The sequence below is a fragment of the Fodinibius sp. AD559 genome (genome assembly GCF_052712805.1).
The window spans coordinates 585,909-609,307 of sequence record NZ_JBQPVW010000001.1 but is presented as its reverse complement, the minus strand read 5'-3'; the positions used below and the strand labels follow the sequence as shown (position 1 = coordinate 609,307).

Annotated in this window: 16 protein-coding genes; 4 read left to right on the top strand and 12 right to left on the bottom strand. The window is 43.8% G+C overall.

Features of this window, described 5'->3' with window-relative positions; genetic code table 11:
• Nucleotides 1–29: 29 nt before the first annotated feature.
• Nucleotides 30–1,226, bottom strand: a complete 1,197-nt coding sequence (locus ACQ4LT_RS02855) for a M20 metallopeptidase family protein (RefSeq protein WP_445664492.1) — start codon at nucleotides 1,224–1,226, stop codon at nucleotides 30–32.
• Between the two features lie 147 nt (nucleotides 1,227–1,373).
• Here ACQ4LT_RS02855 and ACQ4LT_RS02850 point away from each other — a divergent pair, with 147 nt between their 5' ends.
• On the top strand, nucleotides 1,374–2,678 hold the full coding sequence (locus ACQ4LT_RS02850; protein WP_445664491.1) for a DUF4097 family beta strand repeat-containing protein: 1,305 nt from the start codon (nucleotides 1,374–1,376) through the stop codon (nucleotides 2,676–2,678).
• A complete protein-coding gene (mnmD, locus tag ACQ4LT_RS02845; protein ID WP_445664490.1) occupies nucleotides 2,678–3,457 on the top strand; it encodes a tRNA (5-methylaminomethyl-2-thiouridine)(34)-methyltransferase MnmD in 780 nt (259 codons plus the stop codon). Before ACQ4LT_RS02850 ends, mnmD begins: the two co-directional genes overlap by 1 nt.
• A 98-nt stretch (nucleotides 3,458–3,555) precedes the next feature.
• On the opposite strand, the gene ACQ4LT_RS02840 is transcribed toward mnmD, so the two are convergent.
• The 10 genes from ACQ4LT_RS02840 to ACQ4LT_RS02795 all read right to left on the bottom strand — a co-directional run bounded on the left by ACQ4LT_RS02840 (nucleotide 3,556) and on the right by ACQ4LT_RS02795 (nucleotide 16,805).
• Entirely contained in the window at nucleotides 3,556–5,541 is a 1,986-nt protein-coding gene (locus ACQ4LT_RS02840) for a DEAD/DEAH box helicase (RefSeq protein ID WP_445664489.1), read from the bottom strand.
• A 106-nt stretch (nucleotides 5,542–5,647) separates the two neighbouring features.
• Nucleotides 5,648–6,541, bottom strand: coding sequence for a GntR family transcriptional regulator (locus ACQ4LT_RS02835; protein WP_445664488.1), 894 nt, complete (start codon nucleotides 6,539–6,541; stop codon nucleotides 5,648–5,650).
• Between the two features lie 129 nt (nucleotides 6,542–6,670).
• Nucleotides 6,671–9,142 (bottom strand): TonB-dependent receptor, encoded by a 2,472-nt coding sequence (locus ACQ4LT_RS02830; RefSeq protein WP_445664487.1) that lies wholly within the window; start codon nucleotides 9,140–9,142, stop codon nucleotides 6,671–6,673.
• Nucleotides 9,143–9,250: 108 nt separating this feature from the next.
• Nucleotides 9,251–10,327, bottom strand: coding sequence for an alpha/beta fold hydrolase (locus tag ACQ4LT_RS02825; protein ID WP_445664486.1), 1,077 nt, complete (start codon nucleotides 10,325–10,327; stop codon nucleotides 9,251–9,253).
• Entirely contained in the window at nucleotides 10,320–11,810 is a 1,491-nt protein-coding gene (locus ACQ4LT_RS02820) for a class I adenylate-forming enzyme family protein (protein WP_445664485.1), read from the bottom strand. Before ACQ4LT_RS02820 ends, ACQ4LT_RS02825 begins: the two co-directional genes overlap by 8 nt.
• A 3-nt stretch (nucleotides 11,811–11,813) precedes the next feature.
• The gene (locus tag ACQ4LT_RS02815) at nucleotides 11,814–13,364 is read right to left on the bottom strand and encodes a sodium/pantothenate symporter (RefSeq protein WP_445664484.1); all 1,551 of its coding nucleotides are present in this window, start codon (nucleotides 13,362–13,364) and stop codon (nucleotides 11,814–11,816) included.
• Between the two features lie 207 nt (nucleotides 13,365–13,571).
• Nucleotides 13,572–14,561 carry a 3-oxoacyl-ACP synthase III family protein gene (locus ACQ4LT_RS02810; RefSeq protein ID WP_445664483.1) on the bottom strand — a complete coding sequence of 330 codons (990 nt, stop codon included), beginning with the start codon at nucleotides 14,559–14,561 and terminating at the stop codon, nucleotides 13,572–13,574.
• Entirely contained in the window at nucleotides 14,561–15,304 is a 744-nt protein-coding gene (fabG, locus tag ACQ4LT_RS02805) for a 3-oxoacyl-ACP reductase FabG (protein WP_445664482.1), read from the bottom strand. Before fabG ends, ACQ4LT_RS02810 begins: the two co-directional genes overlap by 1 nt.
• A gap of 3 nt (nucleotides 15,305–15,307) precedes the next feature.
• Nucleotides 15,308–16,264, bottom strand: coding sequence for an alpha/beta hydrolase (locus ACQ4LT_RS02800; RefSeq protein WP_445664481.1), 957 nt, complete (start codon nucleotides 16,262–16,264; stop codon nucleotides 15,308–15,310).
• A gap of 55 nt (nucleotides 16,265–16,319) precedes the next feature.
• Nucleotides 16,320–16,805: a GbsR/MarR family transcriptional regulator gene (locus ACQ4LT_RS02795; RefSeq protein WP_445664480.1), complete on the bottom strand. Its 486-nt coding sequence runs from the start codon at nucleotides 16,803–16,805 to the stop codon at nucleotides 16,320–16,322.
• A 228-nt stretch (nucleotides 16,806–17,033) separates the two neighbouring features.
• Here ACQ4LT_RS02795 and ACQ4LT_RS02790 point away from each other — a divergent pair, with 228 nt between their 5' ends.
• Entirely contained in the window at nucleotides 17,034–19,208 is a 2,175-nt protein-coding gene (locus ACQ4LT_RS02790; RefSeq protein WP_445664549.1) for a CHASE2 domain-containing protein, read from the top strand.
• A gap of 8 nt (nucleotides 19,209–19,216) precedes the next feature.
• Complete coding sequence (locus ACQ4LT_RS02785) at nucleotides 19,217–20,527, top strand: M48 family metalloprotease (protein ID WP_445664479.1); 1,311 nt, start codon at nucleotides 19,217–19,219, stop codon at nucleotides 20,525–20,527.
• A 72-nt stretch (nucleotides 20,528–20,599) separates the two neighbouring features.
• On the opposite strand, the gene mutS is transcribed toward ACQ4LT_RS02785, so the two are convergent.
• The gene (gene mutS, locus ACQ4LT_RS02780) at nucleotides 20,600–23,284 is read right to left on the bottom strand and encodes a DNA mismatch repair protein MutS (RefSeq protein WP_445664478.1); all 2,685 of its coding nucleotides are present in this window, start codon (nucleotides 23,282–23,284) and stop codon (nucleotides 20,600–20,602) included.
• Between the last annotated feature and the right edge of the window lie 115 nt (nucleotides 23,285–23,399).

Sequence of the window (23,399 nt, the reverse complement as noted above, 5' to 3'; positions counted from 1 at the left end):
GTGTCACAACGAAATTTAAATACAGGTCATTAGCTTTTAGGAATCGGCTCAAAAACTACTGAAGCCATTAAAGCAGCACCCGTTAAAAAGCAATCTTCATCAATATTATACTTGGGATGATGCCAGCTATAGGTCGATTCCGTCTTTTCACTTCCACTTCCTAAAAAGAAAAACGCACCCGGGAACTCCTGCTGATAAAATGCAAAATCTTCGCCGGCCATTATGGGATCATCCAGCAGATGCACCTGTTTATCCCCCAAGATAGTTTGAGCGGCATGAACCAAATTATCCGTCGCCCAATCAGTATTCGTAACTGCGGGATATCCGTAATCAAAGTCAAAAGTATAACGCCCCCCGGAAGCTTCTGTAACACCTTTTGCAATAGCCTCAATACGATTTTTTATCATATCGGCTGTTTCCTGGGCAAATGTTCTAACAGTCCCCAACAGTTCTACTTTTTCGGAGATAATATTATGCGTTGATCCCCCGCTAATTTTTCCCACCGTCACTACCGCTGGCTCGGTGGGGTTCACATTTCTACTTACAATTGTTTGCAACTGATTAACAATTTGGGAGGCCATCACAATGGGATCCACCGCTTGGTGTGGCGAAGCCGCATGTCCCCCTTTCCCAATAACTTCTATCCGAAACTCATCCGGGCGCGCCATCAGTGGTCCTTCTTTTACGGCAATTTGCCCGGGTTCCAACTCAGGGTAGGAATGCAATCCATAAATAACATCTACTCCCTTTTCCTGTAGATATCCCGTATCGCAAAGAAGTCGGCCACCGCCCGGCAGTTTTTCTTCGCCCGGCTGAAATACCAGTAATACCGTTCCCTCTATTTCATCTCTCAAATCAGCAAGAATGTGAGCAACACCCAACAAATTCGCGGTATGGGCATCATGTCCACAGCAGTGGGCAACACCTCCATTTTCTGAAAAAAACTCACTTTTATGATCTCCCTCTTCGCTAATAAGTAAGGCATCAATATCGGCGCGCAGAGCTACCACTTTTGAAGATGACTTTCCTCCTTCAATGATCCCAACACAACCCGTTTCAAGGGGGCGATCAACAGGAATATTGAGCTCATCAAGCTGTTTGATAATATATTCAGTCGTTTCATGCTCTTGAAAACTCAGTTCCGGATGACGATGCAGGTGGCGACGAATACCCACCATTTTGCTATGATATGCTTTTGCCTTCTCTTTAAATTTAGTTATTTCCATATGTCCTGTTTTAGTTAGGATGGGTTGTTACTGAAAATAGAAATTTTCTTGAAAGTCTATGAAGATAATTCTGCAACAATATCAATACAGTATTCGTAAGCTTTTTAAGTTAAACAATGCATTATCCAATGACTTAACCAGAAAACCATGATTAAGCGTAATATTTCTTGGGAAATTGTGATAGCCGGTATCACATTTATCGGTATTGCCATTTATCTGCTTTCTAATGCTTCTTCCGATCCTTCTTCAAAAGCTTCCGCACCAAATTCAGAAAGAAGTATCCGATCGGTTCCAACCCCTCCTTCACCATCAAATTCTATCGTCATTGATTTTCAAAACCTGGAAACGCTTAAAAATCTTGAGAAGCTCCGCAATATCAACGATCTGAAAAATCTTAACCAACTTGAGTTCGAAATCAAAAATCTGGACAAATTAATCCAGCAATATGCACAAAAGGACCTCCATGAGGAAAGTTTAAAGGTGGAACTACAACAACTCGAACGAGAGCTTCAAAAAATTAATCAAAGTGATTTCAACGTCAAACTTCAGGACCAAAAGCTATATATCAACCGAAAGTACGATATAGATAAATCGCATTGGACCGAAGTGAGCTCCGGTGTTTTTGTGTATCAAGATTCGTTTTCTGTCGACGACTTAGAATCGCTAGATTTCTCAGTCGAATTCGGAAACCTGAACATCGTTGGCAATGACTCATCCAGCAGTAAAATTACTCTTCGTGCCACTGGTGATATTAATGATCCTGCCGTCATTGCCCAAGAATTAAGCATTCAAAAAAACATTGACAATACTGATGCCAAATTTGAGGTAAACCCTGCCAGTGGAAGTTCTATTTCCGAAAAAATAAATCTGGAAGCCACCTTGTCAGTCCCCCAACATCTTGCACTTATAGCTAAAACATCCGGCGGACATATTACAGCAAGCCAATTACAAAACACCCAAAAGCTAAATACTTCCGGTGGCCACATTACCCTGTCAGATATTGACGGCACAACCAATGCCAAGACATCCAGCGGACACATCACAGCCAATCGAGTTTTCGGCGATATAACAATGAGTACGGGTGGCGGTCATATCAAGATACAGGAAACCGGTGGCAACCTGGACGTTAAAACAGGCGGCGGTCATATTGATATACAAAATGCCGAAGGCAGTATCTCTGCAAAAACTTCCGGCGGCAATATTTCATCCACTATAAAATCGGCACATGATCAGTTGCGCTTCTCGACTTCTGCCGGTAATATTTCGCTGTCATTGCCCAAAGACATCGCTGCCGATCTGGATATATCCGGTACGTCAGTAAATTTAGATGATGGGTTCAATTTCAACGGCACAAAGAATCGGGGCAGTATTACCGGCACACTAAACGGGGGCGGGCTGCCAATCGTAATCAACTGTGGATATGGGAATGTTAATATTAGTACTAACGATTAATGACTGATTCAAAGGAACAACAATCAAAACTTGTAACTACCCGCGACGGCTCACATACCCTTTACTCCTCCGAATTTGATCAACACTATCACAATCCCAACGGTGCCGTAGCAGAAAGCAAGCACGTTTTTTTTGGGCAATCTCAATTATTGGATGATCTTGAGACCTCTAACCCGGTCACCATCTTAGAGGTTGGTTTTGGCACCGGACTCAACCTTCTTTTACTGATGGACTATTACCTGGATCTGAACTCAGATTCTACAATTAATTTTTACTCTATCGAAGGATTTCCAATCAGTCCCCAAACGGCAGAGAACCTAAACTACAACCAACATCTCAACCATCCCGAACTGGCCAATCACTTATCCGTTATTTTTGATCACTTATCTGACGGAATGAATGAGTTTTCGCTCACTTCCAATATTACGCTTCATTTGTTCAATGGTATGTTCGAGAACTTTAATCCAGAGAATTTGGATGCTGATTATATTTTCCAGGATGCCTTTTCCCCGGATGTCAATCCGGAATTATGGACCGGCGACACATTTAAAAAGTTAGCCAATTTCAGCAATGGGGATGTAATACTGACAACCTATTGCGCGGCCTCCAAAGTCCAGGGAGCAATGGCATGGGCCGGATGGAAAGTAGCTAAAACACAGGGCGCTTTGGGCAAACGGGAGATGATTGTTGCTTCGCTAAGTGAGGAACCACTTGCAGAATTCAAGCACATCAACGAAGAACACTACTCCCGCCGCTACCAGGAAGGAGATTTTGATTAAGGATCCCATCCGCTGGCTGCGTTTGCCATCGCATGGATTGGAGTGAACATCCAGACATTACTACTCGTCCGACTGCAAACCCAGTATTCGGACGAAGATTACTGCTCTTTTTCCTGGTTCTGAAATCGTCGCAGTAGTCGTCCCAAAAACTTATCAGCATAAACCTTATTGATATGATCCATATCAGCCAATAACACCAGTCGCTCCTTACTACGCGAAAAAGCTACATTTAACAGGCGTGGCACAGCCAGTCCATTTTTCTCCTCATCAAATGGACGTACTGAATAATGCCGGCGTCGGCCATACTGCTGCTCCCCGCTCATCACCGTATCAAAAATGATAACATCCTTTTCTCGACCCTGGAAAGTGTGGATCGTCCCAACCTCGATCATCCCAAAATCATTTTCATACAGCTCATTCCGAATATCATAAACCGTACTTCGAAAAGGCACGATAATTCCAATCTCGTCCACCGGCACCTGATTTTTTAGCACCAGCCGCCTCACCATTTTAATCAAAATATGACTGTGTACCTCATTGACCGGACTAAATCCCCGACCCTCATCCTTTTGCGTTAACACGGGACCATATTTTTGACTGTCAATCACGTTAACCGTAGGCGCACTACTTTCTTGCGGGGTTATGGCGGGATCTAAATCTTCATCCGCTTCTGCTGTCTTCAGGCGTCCCTCATAAAACACCGTACTCAATACCTCTGCTAAGTCTTCGTTCAATCGATACTGGGTATCATAAAACGTGGTAAGCGGACGATTTTCATCGTGCCATACAAACAGGTCTTCCGTGGTATCAGCACCCGAAGCAAACGTAAAAATATCTTCCTCCAAAAACTTACGGGCATGTGTATCATCCGTCAACGCAATGGGCGGCAACTGCATGGGATCGCCCACCACCACAATATGCGACGTTGCCTTTGCAGCAAGCACCATCAAGTAGGGCAAATTCGCCATCGATGCCTCATCAATCACAACCGCATCAAACGTTTGTCCATCAAAAAGGTCGGAGGTGCATACCTTGGCCAAAGTTGTAGCTACCAGCTGCTTTTTTTCCAGCTCAACCCGCTCATTTACGGTGATCAATCGATCAATTTCCTCTTCCAGTGCTGCCTCACCACCATGTTCATCAACGCGTTCCCCCAGCATATTTATACGCTCTTCCAGCTCCTCAGGCACACTTTCGCCATGCTCCATCAGGTTATCAATCTCTTTTTGCAGCTTCTGATATTCGCCCAACAGATTATCTAAATTCCCCGCCTTTTCCTTGCCCTCCTGCTTCTTCTGCTCAACGTGCCGATCAAAAAGCACATTCGCCAGACGATCACCCTCCAGGGCCATTTCACCAAATCGAGTAACCTTTTCTTCGAGATGTTCTTTCTCTACGGAAGTCAATGCCTGCAATGCACTCAACAGTCCCACATCCACCGCTCGATTGGTATTGGCTGCAAAAAGCACGCGCTTACCTTTGATCAGATAATTGGCAATCATAAACCCCAGCGTAGACGTCTTGCCCGTACCCGGCGGACCCCAGACATATAGCACTTCATTTTGCAAGGACTTTATAAGCGATTCATACTGAGATTTATTTCTCCTGCTATCATCCAGCACTCGCGTACTTTCATCATCGGTATGATATTTTTCCGGATCGGGGTAAAAAAGTCGCCCCATTCGCTTTCGAGCTTTTTTATCGTTGGATTCGAGCAGTTTTTCCAGCTCCATTCGCAACCGTCGCAGTACAAAATCGTTTTCCCACTCCAGTTTCACCTTGGGTAACGTAGATCCAAAATTATGCGGAAAATGAAGGACCACTTTTTCATCCTCAACCGTCACCGGATAGAGCTCCAGCTCATCCTCGTGATCTTCCATTTCTCCCTTGATGACCTCCGCAAACCGGAGAGAGGTATTCCGGGATTCAAATTCATAGTAAAATGTATTGGCCGGATGATCTTCACGGCGCTTCCCATCAAATAGCACATCACGGGCCGGCTTTTCACGAACCGATTCTATCTCAGATGAGACAGCATCAAGAGCACGGTTAATTAATTTTTTAATCTTTTTGTCGTTACTCATTCAATTATAATAGTTTCTTTCATTCAAGTATCCTTACAAAAGGCAAATGGCAGACGTGCAACGGGAAGTCGAATTTACGTTTCACGTTTGCCTTCTCTCATCTATCCTACTGATCCCAAAGCTCGGCCCTAATGGTATCAGCACTTTGCTCCGAAATACTGTATTCAAGCTTAATACGCTTGCGCTCCGGAATCTTTTTCTCGACAAGCTTTGCACTTTCAGAGGTGTATAAAATCAAATCTGTTTCCCGGACAAACAAAGGTAACGATTCTCCGTACGTGGCCCCGGCCACAAATGATCCGCCAAATTTAATACTCGCCTTCAACTCATCAATAATTTTAGGGATCGACTGATCATCGGCCGTTACCAAACCGATCGTATCGATAGCCGCGCGATCTACAATCGACAACAATGTATCGGGGTTAATGCTATAAACAATAGGCAACAAACGACCCTTTTCGGCAAATTCACGAAACTTATTTACCAGCTGCAACGGCACAAAAAGGGCATCAAACTTTACTGTTTCGTTATACTGGTTGGTATTTAAAATTTCACTTCGGACCCCCACTTCTTTTTTTATCGCATCAGCCAGCATATGTCCCAGCTCATTTGTTTCTCCAATACTGGCACAGGTTTCAATACGATCGGGCCAATCCATGAAGCTGAGCTGTTCCTGGAATAGCTCATCAATTTCAGATTCGTCCAGCCCATAACCAATTAACTCTTCCAGGAGCTTACGCATTTTTTCAGCTCCAATCTCAAGTCGGTCTGCTTTATCAAGATTGGTATTTTGCCGTTCTACGATAAAGCCTTTTCCTCGTTCCCCCCTGATCAGCCCTTCATCCGCTAAAATATGATACGCCTTGCGCACGGTATGGAAACTTGACTCCAGCTGTTGACCCAGCTCACGGGTAGATGGCAATGTTTCTCCCACCTGAAACTGCTTGGTGGCAATCATCAGCCGGATGCGATCAGCTATATATTTGGCAGAGGTTTTCAACGGGAATAAATGCGTTAACGATTAATGCACAAAAGATAGGTGTTTCAACGCTCTTTCTCATTGATCAATTAAAATAAAAAAGCCCACTCCGTTTTCCGAAGCAGGCTTTCCATCAAGGCTAACGAATTGCTATAGACGCAGTCCGTCAAAGTTATATTTTAACGATACCCAGAATGTACGTCCCATTGGTGGGGTACCCAACTGGTCAACCTTTTCAGTATCAAATATATTGTTCACACTGGCTTGAAATGCAAGCCCTGTATCCATGATATCAAAACCGAGTGAGAGGTCGAGCTCAAATTTTGATGGCAACTCTTCCTTATCACTGGTATCTCCGTCATCATCCAACAACACATTGGAGTTCCAATATCCCGACAGAAACTGGTAGCTGTCTTGCCAGCGACCATTGATATTAACAAATGGATCTTGGAACGTATCATTATCAAACAGCTGCTTGGCTGTAAATCCACCTTTAATTTTTAACGGTGGTGTATTTAATGGCAGCTGTGCATCGGTGGTTTCGTTGGTAAAATCAACCAACTTAATTGTCGACATATTAGCATTCATGCTATATCGGTCATTGAAATAGTAGTTTAGTCCAAGATCAAATCCCTGCACTTCCGCTTCACCAAAGTTAATGTAGGTTTGCAAAGCCGTTAAAGCACTACCTTCAACCTGTACTTGTTGGCCATTACGATATGCTATCGTATTTATACCATCAGCGACAACATCCGTGCCAATAAAATTCTTATACCAAGAATAATAGCCTACTACATCGATAAAAAGCTTTTCACCAAAAGCTCCCTTATAGCCCAATTCCATAGAATTGACTTCTTCGGGTGATGTAGGATCAATTGTATTTACAACGTTTCCGGATGGATCTTCAATCGTATATCCCTCAGTGTTTCCACCAATAAGAAATGAATATCCCGGTGCAAAAAGATCAGGAACCGGTATGTAGGCATGACTTTGCAGTATGGTAGGCGTCGTAAATGCTCTGTTATATGTTGCACGAATGTTGTGTCCCGGCACAGCCGTATAAACAACCGATCCCTTGGGACTAAACTGCGTATCATAATCTGTGTTAGCATCTACTCTTGCCGCTGCTACCAACTGCAATTTATCAGGCACTACATCGTAATCCAGCTGGGCATATCCGCCAAACAACTCGCGACTGATATCCTGCCCCCGGCCATCTTCGAGATACGTTCCCTGAGACTCCGGCAAGTAGTTACGGTAATTCAATCCCGCTACTAAGTTCAAGTCACCAAACTGGTTGTTATACTGTAATTCAGAGTCGTAAATTTCGGTATCATCAACAAAAGCAACACTTTCGCGGATGCTTTCGATGTCAATCTGATCCAACGACATTCCGGCATTAACCATCGACTGTACAGCCGGTACTACCTGATTAAGCTGATAACTTCCGGCCTTATTTCCGGTTCGCGTAACCTGTGCAAACCAGTTGGTATGACTTACCTGGAACGTTTGATAATCAACTTGCCAATCCTCTATTCGATTACGTCCATTTCCAGTTAGTGAAAATTGATCAGTCGAAGACCACCCGTAGGTACCGCTTACTTTCCAGCCACCCAATTTGTAATAAAGTGATCCATTGATTTTAGTAGCACCCACATCGTAATCCTCCACTACATCCGTTTCAAAGACGGTATTTGCCGCAGTAGGCTTTGTTCCAGCCGCCTGATAAAAATGCAGACTATCTTCACGCTGAGGTTTAAAATCAACGGCCTGCATATACTGTCCGGTAACTTTGTATCCAAAACTTTCGTTTACCGTTCCCGCTATGCGATAGTTAATATCACGGAGCGACTGATTACCTGCTCGTGCCTCAACGGTTACCCCGGACTGATCCCAGGGATCTTTGGTCGTAACATTGACTACTCCCGAACCTGAGTTGGGTCCATATAGTGCGGCAGCAGGACCTAACACCACCTCTATACTTTTCAAATCAATTTTGCTTGACGGCAAAAAGTTACCTTGCGGTAATCCTGTGCCACCAAGTGTAGCCAACCGGCCATCAATTAAAAACAGCATGCGTGTATTAAAGCTGCTGTTAAATCCACGGGCCGAAATAAGCTGCGTATTCATACCTGCATTGGTGAAATTAACCCCTTTTAAATTCGACAGTGTAGACATAAACGTCGATCCGCCCGAGATTTCGATATCCTCCAGCGAAACCCGCTCGATCGTCGTTGGCGACTCAAGCAGTTTTTCCGGTCTGCGCGAACCTGAAACCACCACCTCGTTGCCACGCCATACCGTCTGCTCCAAACTGATATCCAGCGTCACAGTTTCTCCGGCCTCGACCGTCAACGGATCGCTCTCGAATGTAGCATAACCCAAGTACGTTGCCTTTACCGTATACGTTCCCGGCTCAATATCGGTTATTTGATAGGTCCCCGTTTCATCCGTTGCCGCTCCTTTAGTCGTACCCACCAGAGCAACATTTACACCCGGCATCGTATCACCGGATTCCTGATCAATTACGGTCCCCTCTACTGTACCCGTGTTTTGTGCTACCGTTCCCATTGCTGAGAACAATAAAAAACAAAACACTGCTATTATTGATTGTATTTTCATATGTACTCCCCTTTTTTATTGGGATTTATTATTAAGGTTAAACATCCGACTACTTTATTTTTTTTACTTATCAAAGTTTTTAAATTTTTCAAAAACTAACGGCAAAAATTATTGCTTTTCGGTTTTTTGGAGATGATTCGATAGTGCCTGTCTTGTTATTTCAGGTTTTTCAAGAAAAGGGGTATGCCCACAATCATCTATTTGCTTACGGTAAACCTTTCCTCCCTTCGACTGATATTCAGCAAGACTAAATCTAATTTGTGATTCCATCGGCTGTGGCGGGTATTTTTCTTCTCCCGGCCAGCCTTTTCGCAATTGCATCTTGCCCTGATATCCGGGATCCGAAAAAGACTCATCCGAAATAATATTATCATCCTTGCCATGTATCCATAATAGTGGAGGTTTGGGTTCCGCATTTAAAAAATCGTGCAACAGCGATTGATTATACTTCGGCGAAAGGGCATTTACCGGCCCAAACTTGCCCGGAGCAACGCCCGGCCAATACTTTGATTCCTCGTAATCACCGGGATAGTATTTATCTCCGGTATGAATCTGCAGCATAGCCGTAAGAATATCCTCTTCCCGATTGGCTTCAAATCTCTCTTTCCAAAAAAGTCGATTCATCATATTTCTCGGAGAATACAACGGATGATCGCTCGAGCGATCTCCTTCTATCAAACGCTCTGAAAATGCCTCAACAACAATTCCTCCTCCTGATCCTGAATAATCCGGATTATTCGCCTTGCCCTGGTCACCGTGAATGCCGCCAAATCCCATCGGCGGACCGGGTGAAATGAGCGTTACCGTTAAAATATCTGCCGCATGCCGTGCAATAAGTCCCCAGCAGACAAATCCGCCTAACGAATGTCCCACTACATGAAACGGGAGTAGATCTAATTCCTTAATTAGTGCAGTGATATCATCCAGCCAATCTTCGATACCCCGGGTTGCATCGATAACTTTTTTCTCGGTATCACCAAAGCCACGCATATCGGGCGCAACGCAATAAAAATCATCCGAAAATTGAAGCATAAACTCTTCCCATATGGTGGAAGTACACGTATTGCCGTGCAAAAATAGCATAGTGGTATTCTGCTCACTACCTGCCGTCAGCAGATGCATGCGCAGTCGGTCGGTCTCCACAAACTGCGACGATATTCCAGACAAATGATTAATCTTATTCATGCGATAGTTCCTTAAATTCTTCTTCCAGATCACGTTTCTGGATTTTATTTGAATCGCCAACGGGTAGGGAATCCCTGAAAAATATATGTTTTGGCGTCTGATAACCGGCCAGATATTCCCGGCAATAGCTTTGCAACTCATCTTTTGTCAGAGAGACACCATCCTTAAGCACCACAAAAGCACAACCGGTTTCGCCCCACTGCTCATCAGGCACACCAATGACGGCCACTTGCGCAACGGCGTCATGCTCATAAATTACCTTTTCTACCTGTACGGGATATACATTTTCGCCCCCGCTGATATACATCTCTTTCTTGCGTCCCACCATGTAATAGTAGCCGTCCTCGTCGCAGCGAAACAGATCGCCGGTATGTACCCAGCCGTTATCAATGGCTTCCTCAGTGGCTTCGGGATTTTTCCAGTATCCGGCAAACACGTGCGGCCCCTTCATCAGTAGTTCTCCCACTTCGCCTTGCGGAACTTCCTCATTATTGTCATCCACAATTTTAACCCCTATGTGGAAGTTTGGAAATCCTACTGACCCCTTTTTGCGAATCGCATCCTCGGCCGGCAGTGAGTAGCAATTGGGGCCTGCCTCCGTCAATCCATAGCCCTGACGAATGGGAATTCCTTTCTCTTTATAACGATTAATAATTGGGATGGGACATGATTCTCCTCCGCATATTGCAAATCGAACGCTGCTCACATCTACCTCATCAAAATTGGATTCCTCCATCATCATGCGAAGCATCGTAGGTATCCCGAATAATATAGTAATACCTTCTTCTTCGATCAGCCTATTACACTCTGCGGCATCAAATTCGGGCTGTAACACCAGCTTACCACCATGATGGATGAGCGGCATTAACAAGACATGCCAACCTCCCGTGTGATAAAAGGGCGTGTTCACAAATGCACAATCCTGTCCGGTAAGCTCAAGACTGATTTCGGTATTAATTGAATTCCAGTGAATCTGCTGCCATGAGATCATCGCCCCTTTTGATTTTCCCGTCGTGCCGGAGGTATACAAAATCATAGCAATATCCTCCGGATTTGCTTCATAAATATTGGGCATTGCCTGCGAAGATTTCAGCACTTCAGAAATCTTATCAAAAGAAATAGCTTCAGCAGCCTCATCTTTTATAAATGAAAACTCATCAGAATAAACAGTCAGATGAGCATCGGCATCATCCAACAATTCATACAGTCCGGCTTTGGGTAATCGATAATTCAACGGCACCATAACAATTCCAATCTTGGCGCAGGCAAAAAACAAGATGAGATATTCGATATTGTTTTTTGATACAACCGCCAAACGGTCTCCGGCTTCCAATCCCCACTCCTGTTGCAGGTATCCTGCCAAGCGATTCGCTTTCTTATTCAGATCCTGATACGTAAAACGCTTGCTACTCGCAGTATCAATCACCGCCTCTTTCTGAGGAGCATATCGTTCTCGTTTTTTAAGCCAGTTGTTATAATTCATAATCTACACCGAAGCTTTTGCTTTCTCGTTATCACTCCGAAGTTTAATACCCTTGTTTTTTGCTGCATAAATGGCAAATCCAACTACCACTGCACTTGTAATAGCCAGTGCCGCTGCTACCGCCGGGTTTTCACCATCGGCCTCTGAAAACGGGACGCGAATCTGCCCGTAGTACACCGTAAAATGAACGGTAACAGCTACAAGGGAAGCCCAAATAGGTGCTTCTTTAGGAACGTTCTTAAAAAACATGCCCATCAAAATGGGGACAAATGCTGCTGAGAAATAGGCGTAAACTCCGTTCTGGGCAAAAATACCAACACTCAGTTTGGGATTTACCAGCTGCTGCCACGATAGAAATACCGTTACCACAGCCATCGCCACGATCACAAATCGGTTGTACACCAGCTTGGCGGGAAGTCCAAAAATATCATTTTCGAAAATTTCCTTACCCGCCAAAGGTTCAATGATGTCATTGGTAATCGAAGTGGATAAGGATTGGATCAAACTTTCCAGTGTGGATACCCCGGCCGAAATCAATCCCAGTACAATAATAAGGGCAATAGCTACCGCAAATTCTTTGACTACATAGGCCGATACAATTCCATCCATAGGGAGGGCTTCGCCATCTACCGTTAAATTCGGAAAACTTATACGTGCATATAATCCGGCGATGACCACAAGGAAAAATAAAAACTGCGTAATAATCCCTACTACTAAATAGCGATTCACATCCTCTTCGCGATCCAAAAGAAGTGATTTCGTCAAAATATGGGGCTGACAAACAATGGCGATCCCCACTATAAATGGTGCTATAAAAATCTCGAAGTAATCCCGAAACAGAAAGCTTGAGTCGTTGGTCAATTGAGTAAGTTTGGGATCAATTGCATTTAGCTTATCGATGAAACCGGTTACACCATTGCTAAAATGATCATATCCCGATCCCAGCAACATAATAGCCACTATTACCATAAGTATGGCCTGAATAGTATTGGTATAGACCATTGAATTTGCGCCACCGTACATCATGTATCCAAAAATAAAAATGACAATCCCCAACAGAACGTAAAATTCCCTGATATTGAGAGTGCTTGCCAATACCTTGGTAAGACCCACACAAATAAGTACGATAAAGGTAATGAGCAGCAGGGAAAGGAATCCGAAAAGAATACCAAAACGCCGACTGTCGTACATTTTCCGGATCCAGTCGGCCATACTAAGGGCTTTGACGTTGGTTCCGAAATTTCGGAAGCCCTTGGTAAACAGGATGAGTGAGCCCAGTGTTGCCAACGGAAGGGCTAATCCCATAGCAATGACCCCACTAAATCCATACAGCGAAACAAAGCCGGGATTGATGATAAACGTAGCCGCGCTGGTGATAGAGGCCGCCAGTGAAAGCCCAACGGCAGTGGGTGAAAACAGCACACTTCCCAAAGCATAATCATCCATCTCTTTGGTTTGGCCCGCACCCTTGATTACAAAATAGAGGATCACTCCTGCATAGCACAAGATCAGAATCCAACCGGCCGTTACCATTGAGGATGACGCTAATTCCATCTGGTTAATTATTTTAGTTTGTCATTTCGAGCGGAATCTGTCTTGCCAGATCAAATCGAGAAATCTTTCTTAGCTTTCAGAGAATTCTCGATTCCGAGCAGAAAATCACTGCTCTCCAGTCGAAATGACAATCATATTTAACTTACTGTTACGTAATGACCTCATAACCTCTAAAAGGTTATATCTACTTTTATTTTTCTATTTTCTCTACCATCTATAGGCGCAGGCTCCAAAATGGAGACCGCCCCCCGATCCTACAAATACTAATATATCCCCTTTCGAAACCGACCCGTCGCGAAGTGCCTTATCAAACACCATCGGTATGGCCGCGGAACCCGTATACCCGTATTTATCCATTATGGTTGGTGCCGTATCGCGCTCGAGTGAGAGATTATCCATCGTCTCCCAAATCTGGTTGATATTAATCTGTGTCATATAAGCACCGGCAATATCATCAGTATTAAAGTCTCCTTTTTGGGCTACAGTACGAATCATATCCGTCCACACCTCTGGATTAATTTCTTTGGGAAACTTCTCGACAAACTGGAGGCACTGAATATTATCCTGCGATTCACTTCGCGCGGCGGGCGCAGCTGCTCCACCACCGTAAATACCCATGTGTTTATAATACTCCGGCTTGGTTCGCAAATCGGAAGCTAAAAATCCTTCTTCATTATTTTCAGCGGGCTCCAAAATTACCGCACCGGCTCCATCGGCAAACAACGTAACCGTCTTTTTGTCATTGAGATCCAAAAATCGGCTCATGCCGTAGGCCCCAATCACCATTACTTTTTGATAAACTGAATCGGTTACCATCATGCTGTTAGCCAACGTCAAGGCCGTAGGAAAGCCGGCACAGGCAGTATTGGTATCCAACGAAGTGGCATTTGTCAATTCCATCTTTTGCTGTACCACGGATGCAGTCGACGGTGATATAAAATCGGGCGTATCGGTTGCAATGATCAACAGATCGATATCCTCCTTTTTAAGTCCCGCCATTTCCAATGCCTCTTTGCCTGCTTCTACACACAAGTCACTTGTGGATTGGTCTTCTTCCATCCACCGACGCTCGCGGATCGTCAGGTTTTCGCGGAGCCAGGTATCTACATCCTCACCCAGCTGCTCATTAAACCACTCATTTTTGATAACCCGCTCGGGAGCGTACGAACCACTTGCTATAATTCTGGAATGCCTCATTAAAATACGAGTCCCCCGTCCACTTGAAGTACCGTTCCGGTGATAAACGCTGCCTGCTCGGAAGCCAGAAAGACATACGCCGAAGCGATGTCTTCCGGTTTACCGAGGCGCCCCAAGGGTGTCTGCCCTTTCAACTTTTCTAATACCTTATCTGGAACAGTATTGACCATGGGCGTTTCAATAAATCCGGGCGCTACTGCATTTACGCGCACCCCTTTTCGGCCAAGTTCTCGAGCCCATGTCTTGGTAAGTCCAATTACTCCGGACTTTGTAGCCACGTAATTACTTTGTCCGAAATTACCATACACCCCAACAACCGAACTGGCATTGAGGATAACGCCCGACTCCTGCTCCCGCATTACTTCTGCGGCCGCTTTTCCACAATAGAATACGCCATTCAGATTTACATCAACAACCTGTTGCCATTCTTCAGGACTCATTTTCTTGAGCGTGGCATCGCGGGTTATTCCGGCATTATTGATCAAAATATCTAACTGCCCCCAGCGCTCATGAAGATCACTCATTGCATTTTTAACCATATCAAAATCGGTTACATCCACTTTTTCAAAGTGAACTTTATGCCCTTCATCGGTCCATTTCTTTACCAGCTTATCACCGGATTCCTTATCCATATCCCATAGCTCAACACTGGCTCCTCGATCCAAAAATTGCTGAGCCGTCTCGCAACCAATGCCACCGGCACCACCCGTGATCAGTACTACCTTATCTTCAAAGTCTATCATAATCTACTTGCTGTTTAAAAAATTTAAAATCTCTTTATTTACCATTTCCGGTTGTTCAAAATGCACAAAATGTCCGGCCTGACCGATCAGCTTCAGCTGGCTATTGGGTAATCGTTTATGTCCTGACTCCGCCACTTTTTTTGTGGTTAAATTCCCGTGGAACTGTCGGTTTGGGATCAGCATATCCTGCTTGCCAAAAATAATAAGCGACGGCTGATTAATACTTGATAATTTTTCAAATACCGGTCCGTCCAGCATTGCCTGCACCGATCCGGCATAGGCGCGTGCATAACCGTCAAAATTTTTCGCCGACCGAATGGCCACCCGATCTTCAATCATAAACTGTGCTTCCCTGGGAAACTCATGAAATGTTGCTTTAAACATCTGGCGAATAAGCGAATCAGGTGTAGCTTTAATTGATTGTGGCGTTACGAAATTACTCATCATTGTCCCTTCCTGCTCCGTAAAAGTTTCAAACCCGGCCGGAGCCAACAGTACGAGCTTGCTAATTTTATCCGGGTAGTCTATTGCGGCCTGCAACGCAATTTGACTACCCATGGAATGACCTGCCCAAGTAGCTTTTTCAATTCCCAGTGAATCCTGCAGGTCAGCAACTGTTTTAGCAAAAAACGGAATTGAATAACTATCCACATCTTTGGATGACTTGCCATATCCAGGTAAGTCCAATGCGATAACTCTATAATTTTCCGTCAGCGCCGGTATAGTCTGCTTCCACGCAGGAATATAACTGCCGAGTCCGTGAATCAGGATAATCGCCGGACCTTCACCCTTATCGATATAGGCGACCTCTTGCCGATCCTCTAACTGCTGATACTGCACGGAATACGGATAGTCCAGATCTGAAAACTGAGTGATCTGAGCCTGTAAACTGCCTGGAGAAAAGGCCAGAAACAGTATAAATCCTAATAAAAATACCGCTATTCGTTTTTTAGAGCCCATAGAAAATTAATTTATTAAATATTTGAAAAGTTCCAAACGTTAATCGATAAAAAAATTATTCCATTAGTTCCTTGTGCTTCTCTTCCCACGCTTCTACAAATTTTTTATTGTACTCATCCATCAGCTCGTAAAAAGATTTCATCACCTTCATCTGCTGTTTGATAAATTCAGCATCCTCTGAATCCATCGATTGAGCCATGGTAAGATATTTTTCAGCAATCTCTATATTATCCTGCATCTTGTTTATCTGATTGGCATAAGCCTTACCAAAAATATCATCTGTTGCCTGATAATAATCTTTGCGGTCGCCCGGAATCCACACCTTCTCAATCAGGCCACGTTCTTTAAGTCGCCGACAAATCTGTGAAATTGGCCCCTTACTCATTTCCAGCTGCTCAACAATATCGTCCAGCGATTGTGGATCTTTAGATATAATAAGAAGCCCTACAATACGCCCCATCAGTGGATTTAAACCGAAATTGCTATATCCCTCGGCAAAATCGGCTACAATCTGTTGAGTTAAATCTATATTCTTTGCCATAAATTTTTTCCGTGTGATTACTGCTACCTACACTAAAAGTTCAGTACTATAATTTGAAACTTTTGAAATTTTTGCAAACAAAATGAGACTTATTTTTATAACTATTCATTCCTTTTCAGATTTTTCGCCATCCGCTCAGGCAGTTGCAATTCATTTTTTTCTTTCTAACATTATTCAAAATCAATTGTTGGGGTTACTGTAGAAAGATCCACAAATTCATAACTCAGTATCGAGGGAATCGCTATCAAATTAAATAAAAATATCAGCTTATCACTGTTAGCCCTTATTTTCTTTCTGATAGGCCTTTTTAGTATCTACACAGAGGTATTTAGTGGTATTGATCGGATGATCTTGGATTATAAGTTCCGACACCTCCAGCAGGAAGATTCGAATAAAAAAATTGTGCTGGTTTCCATTGATGAAAAAAGCCTTTCCTATTTTAATAGCAATGGTATGTACTGGCCTTGGCCCAGAGAGTTTTATCAGATTGTAACGGATTATTTCCATGAATCGGGAGCCGAGCTAATTGTTTACGATATTCTCTTTGATACCCCGGATTTTGATCGCAGGAATCTGTCGGGGACCATGAGCGATCGGCGCTTTTTACAATCGCTGAAGCGAAGCAACAATGCAATTCTTGCGTTCAAATCTACAGAAAATGAGGATCCCGCTGTAGACCTTTCCATGAATAATGAACCGCTTATTGAGCATTACAATATTAAAAACGATCCTCCCTATAAAGAACCCCACCTTTTAACTTCCAAACCCCTTGATAAATTTGCCAAAGCGGCAACCGGGCTCGGTAATACGGTTATGAGCCCCGACGAGGATGGCCTTATCCGTTCTATTCACCTTTTTGACAGTTTGGCTTACAAGGGATTTGTTCCCACACTCTCAATGGCAGCTTTTTTAGAGCTACAACCAGACACGGTTTCTCTTGAATGGACTTCAAGTGGCCTCCGTATTGGGGATCAAAATATCCCTCTGCAAGACAATGGCGATTATCTGATTAATTGGTACGAAAAGGGAGGTGTTCGAAATGGTACATTTCCCTATTATTCCTTTCAGGCTATCGTAAAAAGTGCAATCCAAAAGATGCGCAATCCCGATGCCGAGGTATCGGTACCTCCATCGGTGCTTGAAGATAAAATTATTATTGTTGGAGCTTCTGCAGCTGGATTGGGAGATATAAAAAGCACGCCCATAAGCTCGCTGGAACCATTTCCCGGCATGGAAATCCAGGCCACGATCTTAAACAATTTAATAGGCAACAATTTTATCACTCAACCTCCTACCTGGATAGCAATATTAATTCTTCTACTTATTTCTATCGGCATCCCCTTTGTTATTGCCTACTCTCGTCCCGGCAAAGGGGCTGCTGCAATTATCAGTATCTTATTTGCAATTATTGGGATAGGATTAGCACTATTCACTTACGAGCGCATCTGGTTTTCAACGGGACTCTACCTGATTATGGCCACGATTGCTTACAGTGGTTCGGCAGCATATAAATACTTCGCCGAGGAAAAACAGAAAAAAGAGATTCGGTCGGCCTTTGGTCAGTACGTACAGCCAGAATTTGTAGAACAACTTATTGCCCAACCCAATTTACTAAAACTGGGCGGACAGAAAAAAAGGTTAACCGTCCTATTTTCTGATATCGCAGGATTTACATCGATTTCAGAGGAAAAAGCGCCCGAGGAACTGGTCTCTTTTCTAAACGAATATCTCGGGACCATGACCGACATTATATTTAAACATTCTGGCACCGTAGACAAATATATAGGTGATGCCGTAATGGCATTCTGGGGCGCTCCTATTGATCAGGATAATCATGCTGAGCTGGCATGTAGAAGCACCTTAAAAATGATGCAAAAGGTTAAAGAATTAGCTCCGCAGGATACCAATATTCATTCGCGATTCGGTATTGCTACCGGCGATATGATTGTGGGAAATATCGGTTCTTACAACCGTTTTAATTATACGGTACTGGGAGACACCGTAAACTTGGCAGCTCGCCTCGAAGCGGCTAATAAAAAGTTCGGAAGCAATACTATGATTGCTGAAAAAACCTACGAGGACGTCAAAGATGTTTTCTATGGCCGTCAACTTGATTTCCTGGTTGTAAAGGGTAAAACAAAACCGGTGCGGGTGTATGAATTGATGGGAGAAAAATCAGACCCTGATACAGAAGAACTCGAAAAAATCATATCAACTTATCAAAAAGGATTAGATTTTTATCTCAATAGAGAATGGGATAAAGCTATGAACCGATTTCAGGAGGTTCTGTCCTTAAAACCAGAAGACGGACCCTCAGAAACATATATCGAGAGATGTAAAAAATTTAAAGAAGAACCTCCACCAAAAGATTGGGATGGAGTTTTTCACCTAAAAACAAAATAGGGGAAATTATGAGACGTAAATACATATTATTTTCACTGTTCATACTATTTATTACAGGGATCACGGCATTCGTAAAACAGACTAAAACCCTTACGATTAAAAATACCGTTGATATGCGAAACGGACCGGGATCGTATTATGAACTTATGCTGCGACTTCATTCCGGAGCCGAAGTTTCTGAAATTGATAAGGAACAACAGTGGCTGAAAATAAAAGCTAAAGAGAAAGAGGGTTGGATTCCGCAACGAGCGGCCTACGTAGAAAGGGATGAAAAGAAAACTTCTCCCAATCAGGATGAGGTTACACCGGACGCACAAGCGACTTTTGAAGAACTTGAGGGTGAAGAAGATAGTACCCAAGATCCTTACGCATCACCGGCCCAAGTTGCTGCGGCCGTTAAAGGTTTTGCAACCGACTTTACGTCAAGCAAAACCGGCAAAAAAGAAAGTGCTATTCTCGATGATTTCAATGATTTTTTCGAACCCGATGAGTATCATAAATTTCGAAATTTTAGACTCCAACACTGGAGCTGGCAGAAAGCACAGGATCGATTTGAAATAGATCCCGACGAAGTACCCGAATTAAATCCTCTACAAGAACAAGCAGGATGGGGTATCGCTAATGTTATTGCGCAACAGGGATTGGTTAACAACCGGGAATTGCAGCAGTACCTAACGCACATAGCGTTGGTTCTGGCCGAAAATTCCCACCGCTACGAAACACCGGTTCGAGTTTATGTTCTCGACACCAACGAAATAAGCGGATATGCATCTCCCAACGGGATGATATTTGTCTCAAAGGGAGCGCTACAACTTATGCAAAGCGAAACTGAATTTGCCTTCTTTGTTGCCCACGAATTAGCCCATATCGTACATAATCACGGCATTAAAGAAAGCAACCGGCGGGAAACTAAAATTAAAGCGGATGAACGCTTTGAAGAATTGGACCGAGAGTTGGGAGATCGAGAACAAAAATATGAGGAAACAGAAGAAAACCTCACCCAACTGGCCAACGAAATGTATGAATATACGATCAAAGACCGGCTCGAGGAATACGAATTTTCAGCAGACTACTGGGGTATTATCTATATGTATCGCGCGGGATATAACCCGACCGGCGCACTTAACCTACTAAAGCGAATTCGCAGTAACCAGGGGGACTTTGAAGACAGAATTGGTCATGCCAAATGGGAAGGCACTTCACTACGAGACCGAATTATCAGAATTAATAGCCAAATGAATGGCTTTAACCTGCCTCAAAACTTCGGCCATGATTACCGGTCTACCTTTCAACAAAAAATAAACACCCTGGATAATTAATCCCTGTCTTAATTCTGATAAAGCCAGCGAATTGAATTTAGTTAATTCCCTTGGCTTTACTTTTTGAGAGAATTAACTTCGCTTCTCCACCAATTTTTTAAGCTCTGATACCAACATCAGCGACTCAATGGGAGTCATCCGGTTGGGATCACAAGCTTCAAGCTTATCAATGAGCTGCTCGGTATTGGGATCGAGCTGCGCCTGAAACAGCGACGGCTGTGTGATCTGATCCTGCTTCTCCATCTCTTTAGCAGCTTTTTTAACAGCCGCCTTCTTTTTCTTAGCTCCCTCTTCGAGCGTACCATTGCTGTCGGTAAGATCTAAGCTGTGACTTTCAAGATTCGATAGAATTTCCTTCGCCCGCTCAATAACAATTGAGGGTAGTCCGGCCATATCAGCCACCTGGATACCATAACTGTGATCGGCTCCGCCACGGACCAGCTTTCGCAAGAAAATCACCTTATCATCGTGCTCTTTTACCGACACATTATAATTGACAATATGATCGTACATGTTTTCGAGCTCGTTAAGCTCGTGGTAGTGGGTAGCAAAAAGTGTCTTGGCAGCCACCGACGGCTGGTTGTGCAGGTACTCGGCCAGCGCCCAGGCAATACTGAGTCCGTCAAAAGTGCTCGTACCACGGCCCACCTCATCCAATAGAATTAGCGAATTACGAGTAGCATTATTAAGGATATTGGCAGCCTCATTCATCTCAACAAGGAAGGTACTTTCGCCCGCAGCTAAATTATCCGACGCTCCAACACGGGTAAAGATCTTATCCACTAAACCGATATGGGCTTCCTCGGCCGGGACAAAACAACCGATTTGAGCCAGAAGCACAATCAATCCCGTCTGACGCAAGATGATACTCTTCCCCGCCATATTGGGGCCGGTGATAATAAGAATCTGCTCATCCTCATTTTCTACATGGATATCATTGGGAATAAAGGGATCTCCCGGCGGAAGCGTTTTCTCCACTACCGGGTGACGTCCTTTCGTAATATCAATTTTCTGATCGTCGGCAATAGCCGGCTTGCAATAATTATTATGATAGGAAACCTCGGCAAAACTCTGCAGGCAATCCAATTCGGCAATCGCCCGGGCCACCTGCTGAACATCCTCAGCGTACTCTGCTATCTCAATACGCAACTCCTCAAAAAGATCATATTCCAAGCTCTTACTTTGCTCTTCGGAGGATAAAATGCGTTCCTCAACCTCTTTTAAATCGGGTGTAATATAGCGCTCAGAATTCACCAGTGTCTGCTTTCGGATAAAATGCTCGGGCACTTTATCCGCATGGGTATTCGTCACTTCAATATAATATCCATAGACTTTATTATACCCGATTTTCAGCGAGTCAATACCCGTTTCATCAGCCAGCTCATTTTTAATGTCGGCAATATAGTCTTTTCCATTACGAGCAATATTGCGAAGCTCATCCAGCTCCTCATTGTATCCATCTTTAAAAATATCGCCGTCACGCAAGCTGGTGGGAGGATCCTCGACAATCGCTTCTTCAATCTTTTCCTGGACCTCGATAAGCAATTTCATGCGCTCCAGAATATCATTTAACAAATACTCATCCAGGTGATTAAACTGTGATTTAATAATAGGGGTCTGCGCCAGCGAGTCTTTCAGTTTCACTAAATCACGGGGATTCGCACGTCCTACACAAATGCGCGAAATGAGTCGCTCCAGATCTCCTACTTTCTCCAGCTCTTCACGTACCTTTTCGCGCACATCGTGATTTACATTCAGTGATTCTACCGCATTCAGACGAGCACGTATCGGTTTCATTCGTTTTAACGGACGCATTATCCACTTGCGAAGCATTCGTCCACCCATGGCTGTAGCGGTATCATCCAGAATGGAGATCAAGGTGCCCTCGCTACTACTTCCTTCCTGAATCGTCGTGGTAAGCTCAAGATTTCGCTTGGTGGAACCATCCAAGGACATATAATCATTGCTCTCAAACTTCTGGATCCGCTTAATATGTCCGAGTGAAGCCTTCTGTGTTTCCTGGATGTAATGCATCAGCGCGCCGGCCGCCACATGGGCTACCTCCAAATCCTCGATACCAAATCCTTTAAGAGAATGCGTTTCAAAATGATCGGTCAGCAAATTGTATCCATAATCACCTTCATACACCCACTCCTCTATAAACGTCATATTATAATCGAGCAGAAATTCAGGCACATTATTTTTTAGTTCCTGGGGCAACAGCAACTCAGCCGGTGCAATAGACTGCATCAGATCATCCAGCTTATCTTTGGGAACCTCACTTACCGAAAATTCTCCGGTAGATACATCGGCAAAAGCGGCACCTGCAGTTTTTCCATCCCAATACACCGCCGCAGCATAATTATTCCGCTTGTGCTCTAACAATTTTTCCGACATCGTAACACCCGGAGTTGTAATCTCAGTCACCTCCCGGTTTACAATCTTTCGTCCAGCCTCCTTGGCTTCGGCTGGATTTTCAACCTGATCACAAACTGCCACCCTGTATCCTTTCTTCACCAATTTTGGCAGGTAAGTATCCAGCGCATGATGCGGAAATCCTGCCATAGGGGTTTGGTCACCCCCGTTATTTCGTTTGGTAAGCGTAATGCCTAATTCTTTACTGACCAATTCTGCATCATCAGCAAAGCACTCATAAAAATCACCCACTCTAAAAAGCAATATAGCACCTTCATTTTCCTCCTTTATTTGATGATACTGGCGCATCAGCGGGGTTAGCGATTTGGATTTTGTACTCATTTACAAGCGGTATTTTTGTGCTTAGAATTTAATTTTGTAAAGTACGTTAACTTTTGATCAAATTAGGGTAGCAAAATAAATGCGAACAGTGTAACTTTCGCAATCTTATTAATTA

Excerpts from the sequence above, each read along its gene's own strand:
- ACQ4LT_RS02855 (WP_445664492.1), bottom strand. The coding sequence starts at position 1,226 with ATGGAAATAACTAAATTTAAAGAGAAGGCAAAAGCATATCATAGCAAA.
- ACQ4LT_RS02850 (WP_445664491.1), top strand. The coding sequence starts at position 1,374 with ATGATTAAGCGTAATATTTCTTGGGAAATTGTGATAGCCGGTATCACA.
- mnmD (WP_445664490.1), top strand. The coding sequence starts at position 2,678 with ATGACTGATTCAAAGGAACAACAATCAAAACTTGTAACTACCCGCGAC.
- ACQ4LT_RS02840 (WP_445664489.1), bottom strand. The coding sequence starts at position 5,541 with ATGAGTAACGACAAAAAGATTAAAAAATTAATTAACCGTGCTCTTGAT.
- ACQ4LT_RS02830 (WP_445664487.1), bottom strand. The coding sequence starts at position 9,142 with ATGAAAATACAATCAATAATAGCAGTGTTTTGTTTTTTATTGTTCTCA.
- ACQ4LT_RS02825 (WP_445664486.1), bottom strand. The coding sequence starts at position 10,327 with ATGAATAAGATTAATCATTTGTCTGGAATATCGTCGCAGTTTGTGGAG.
- ACQ4LT_RS02820 (WP_445664485.1), bottom strand. The coding sequence starts at position 11,810 with ATGAATTATAACAACTGGCTTAAAAAACGAGAACGATATGCTCCTCAG.
- ACQ4LT_RS02815 (WP_445664484.1), bottom strand. The coding sequence starts at position 13,364 with ATGGAATTAGCGTCATCCTCAATGGTAACGGCCGGTTGGATTCTGATC.
- ACQ4LT_RS02810 (WP_445664483.1), bottom strand. The coding sequence starts at position 14,561 with ATGAGGCATTCCAGAATTATAGCAAGTGGTTCGTACGCTCCCGAGCGG.
- fabG (WP_445664482.1), bottom strand. The coding sequence starts at position 15,304 with ATGATAGACTTTGAAGATAAGGTAGTACTGATCACGGGTGGTGCCGGT.
- ACQ4LT_RS02800 (WP_445664481.1), bottom strand. The coding sequence starts at position 16,264 with ATGGGCTCTAAAAAACGAATAGCGGTATTTTTATTAGGATTTATACTG.
- ACQ4LT_RS02795 (WP_445664480.1), bottom strand. The coding sequence starts at position 16,805 with ATGGCAAAGAATATAGATTTAACTCAACAGATTGTAGCCGATTTTGCC.
- ACQ4LT_RS02785 (WP_445664479.1), top strand. The coding sequence starts at position 19,217 with ATGAGACGTAAATACATATTATTTTCACTGTTCATACTATTTATTACA.
- mutS (WP_445664478.1), bottom strand. The coding sequence starts at position 23,284 with ATGAGTACAAAATCCAAATCGCTAACCCCGCTGATGCGCCAGTATCAT.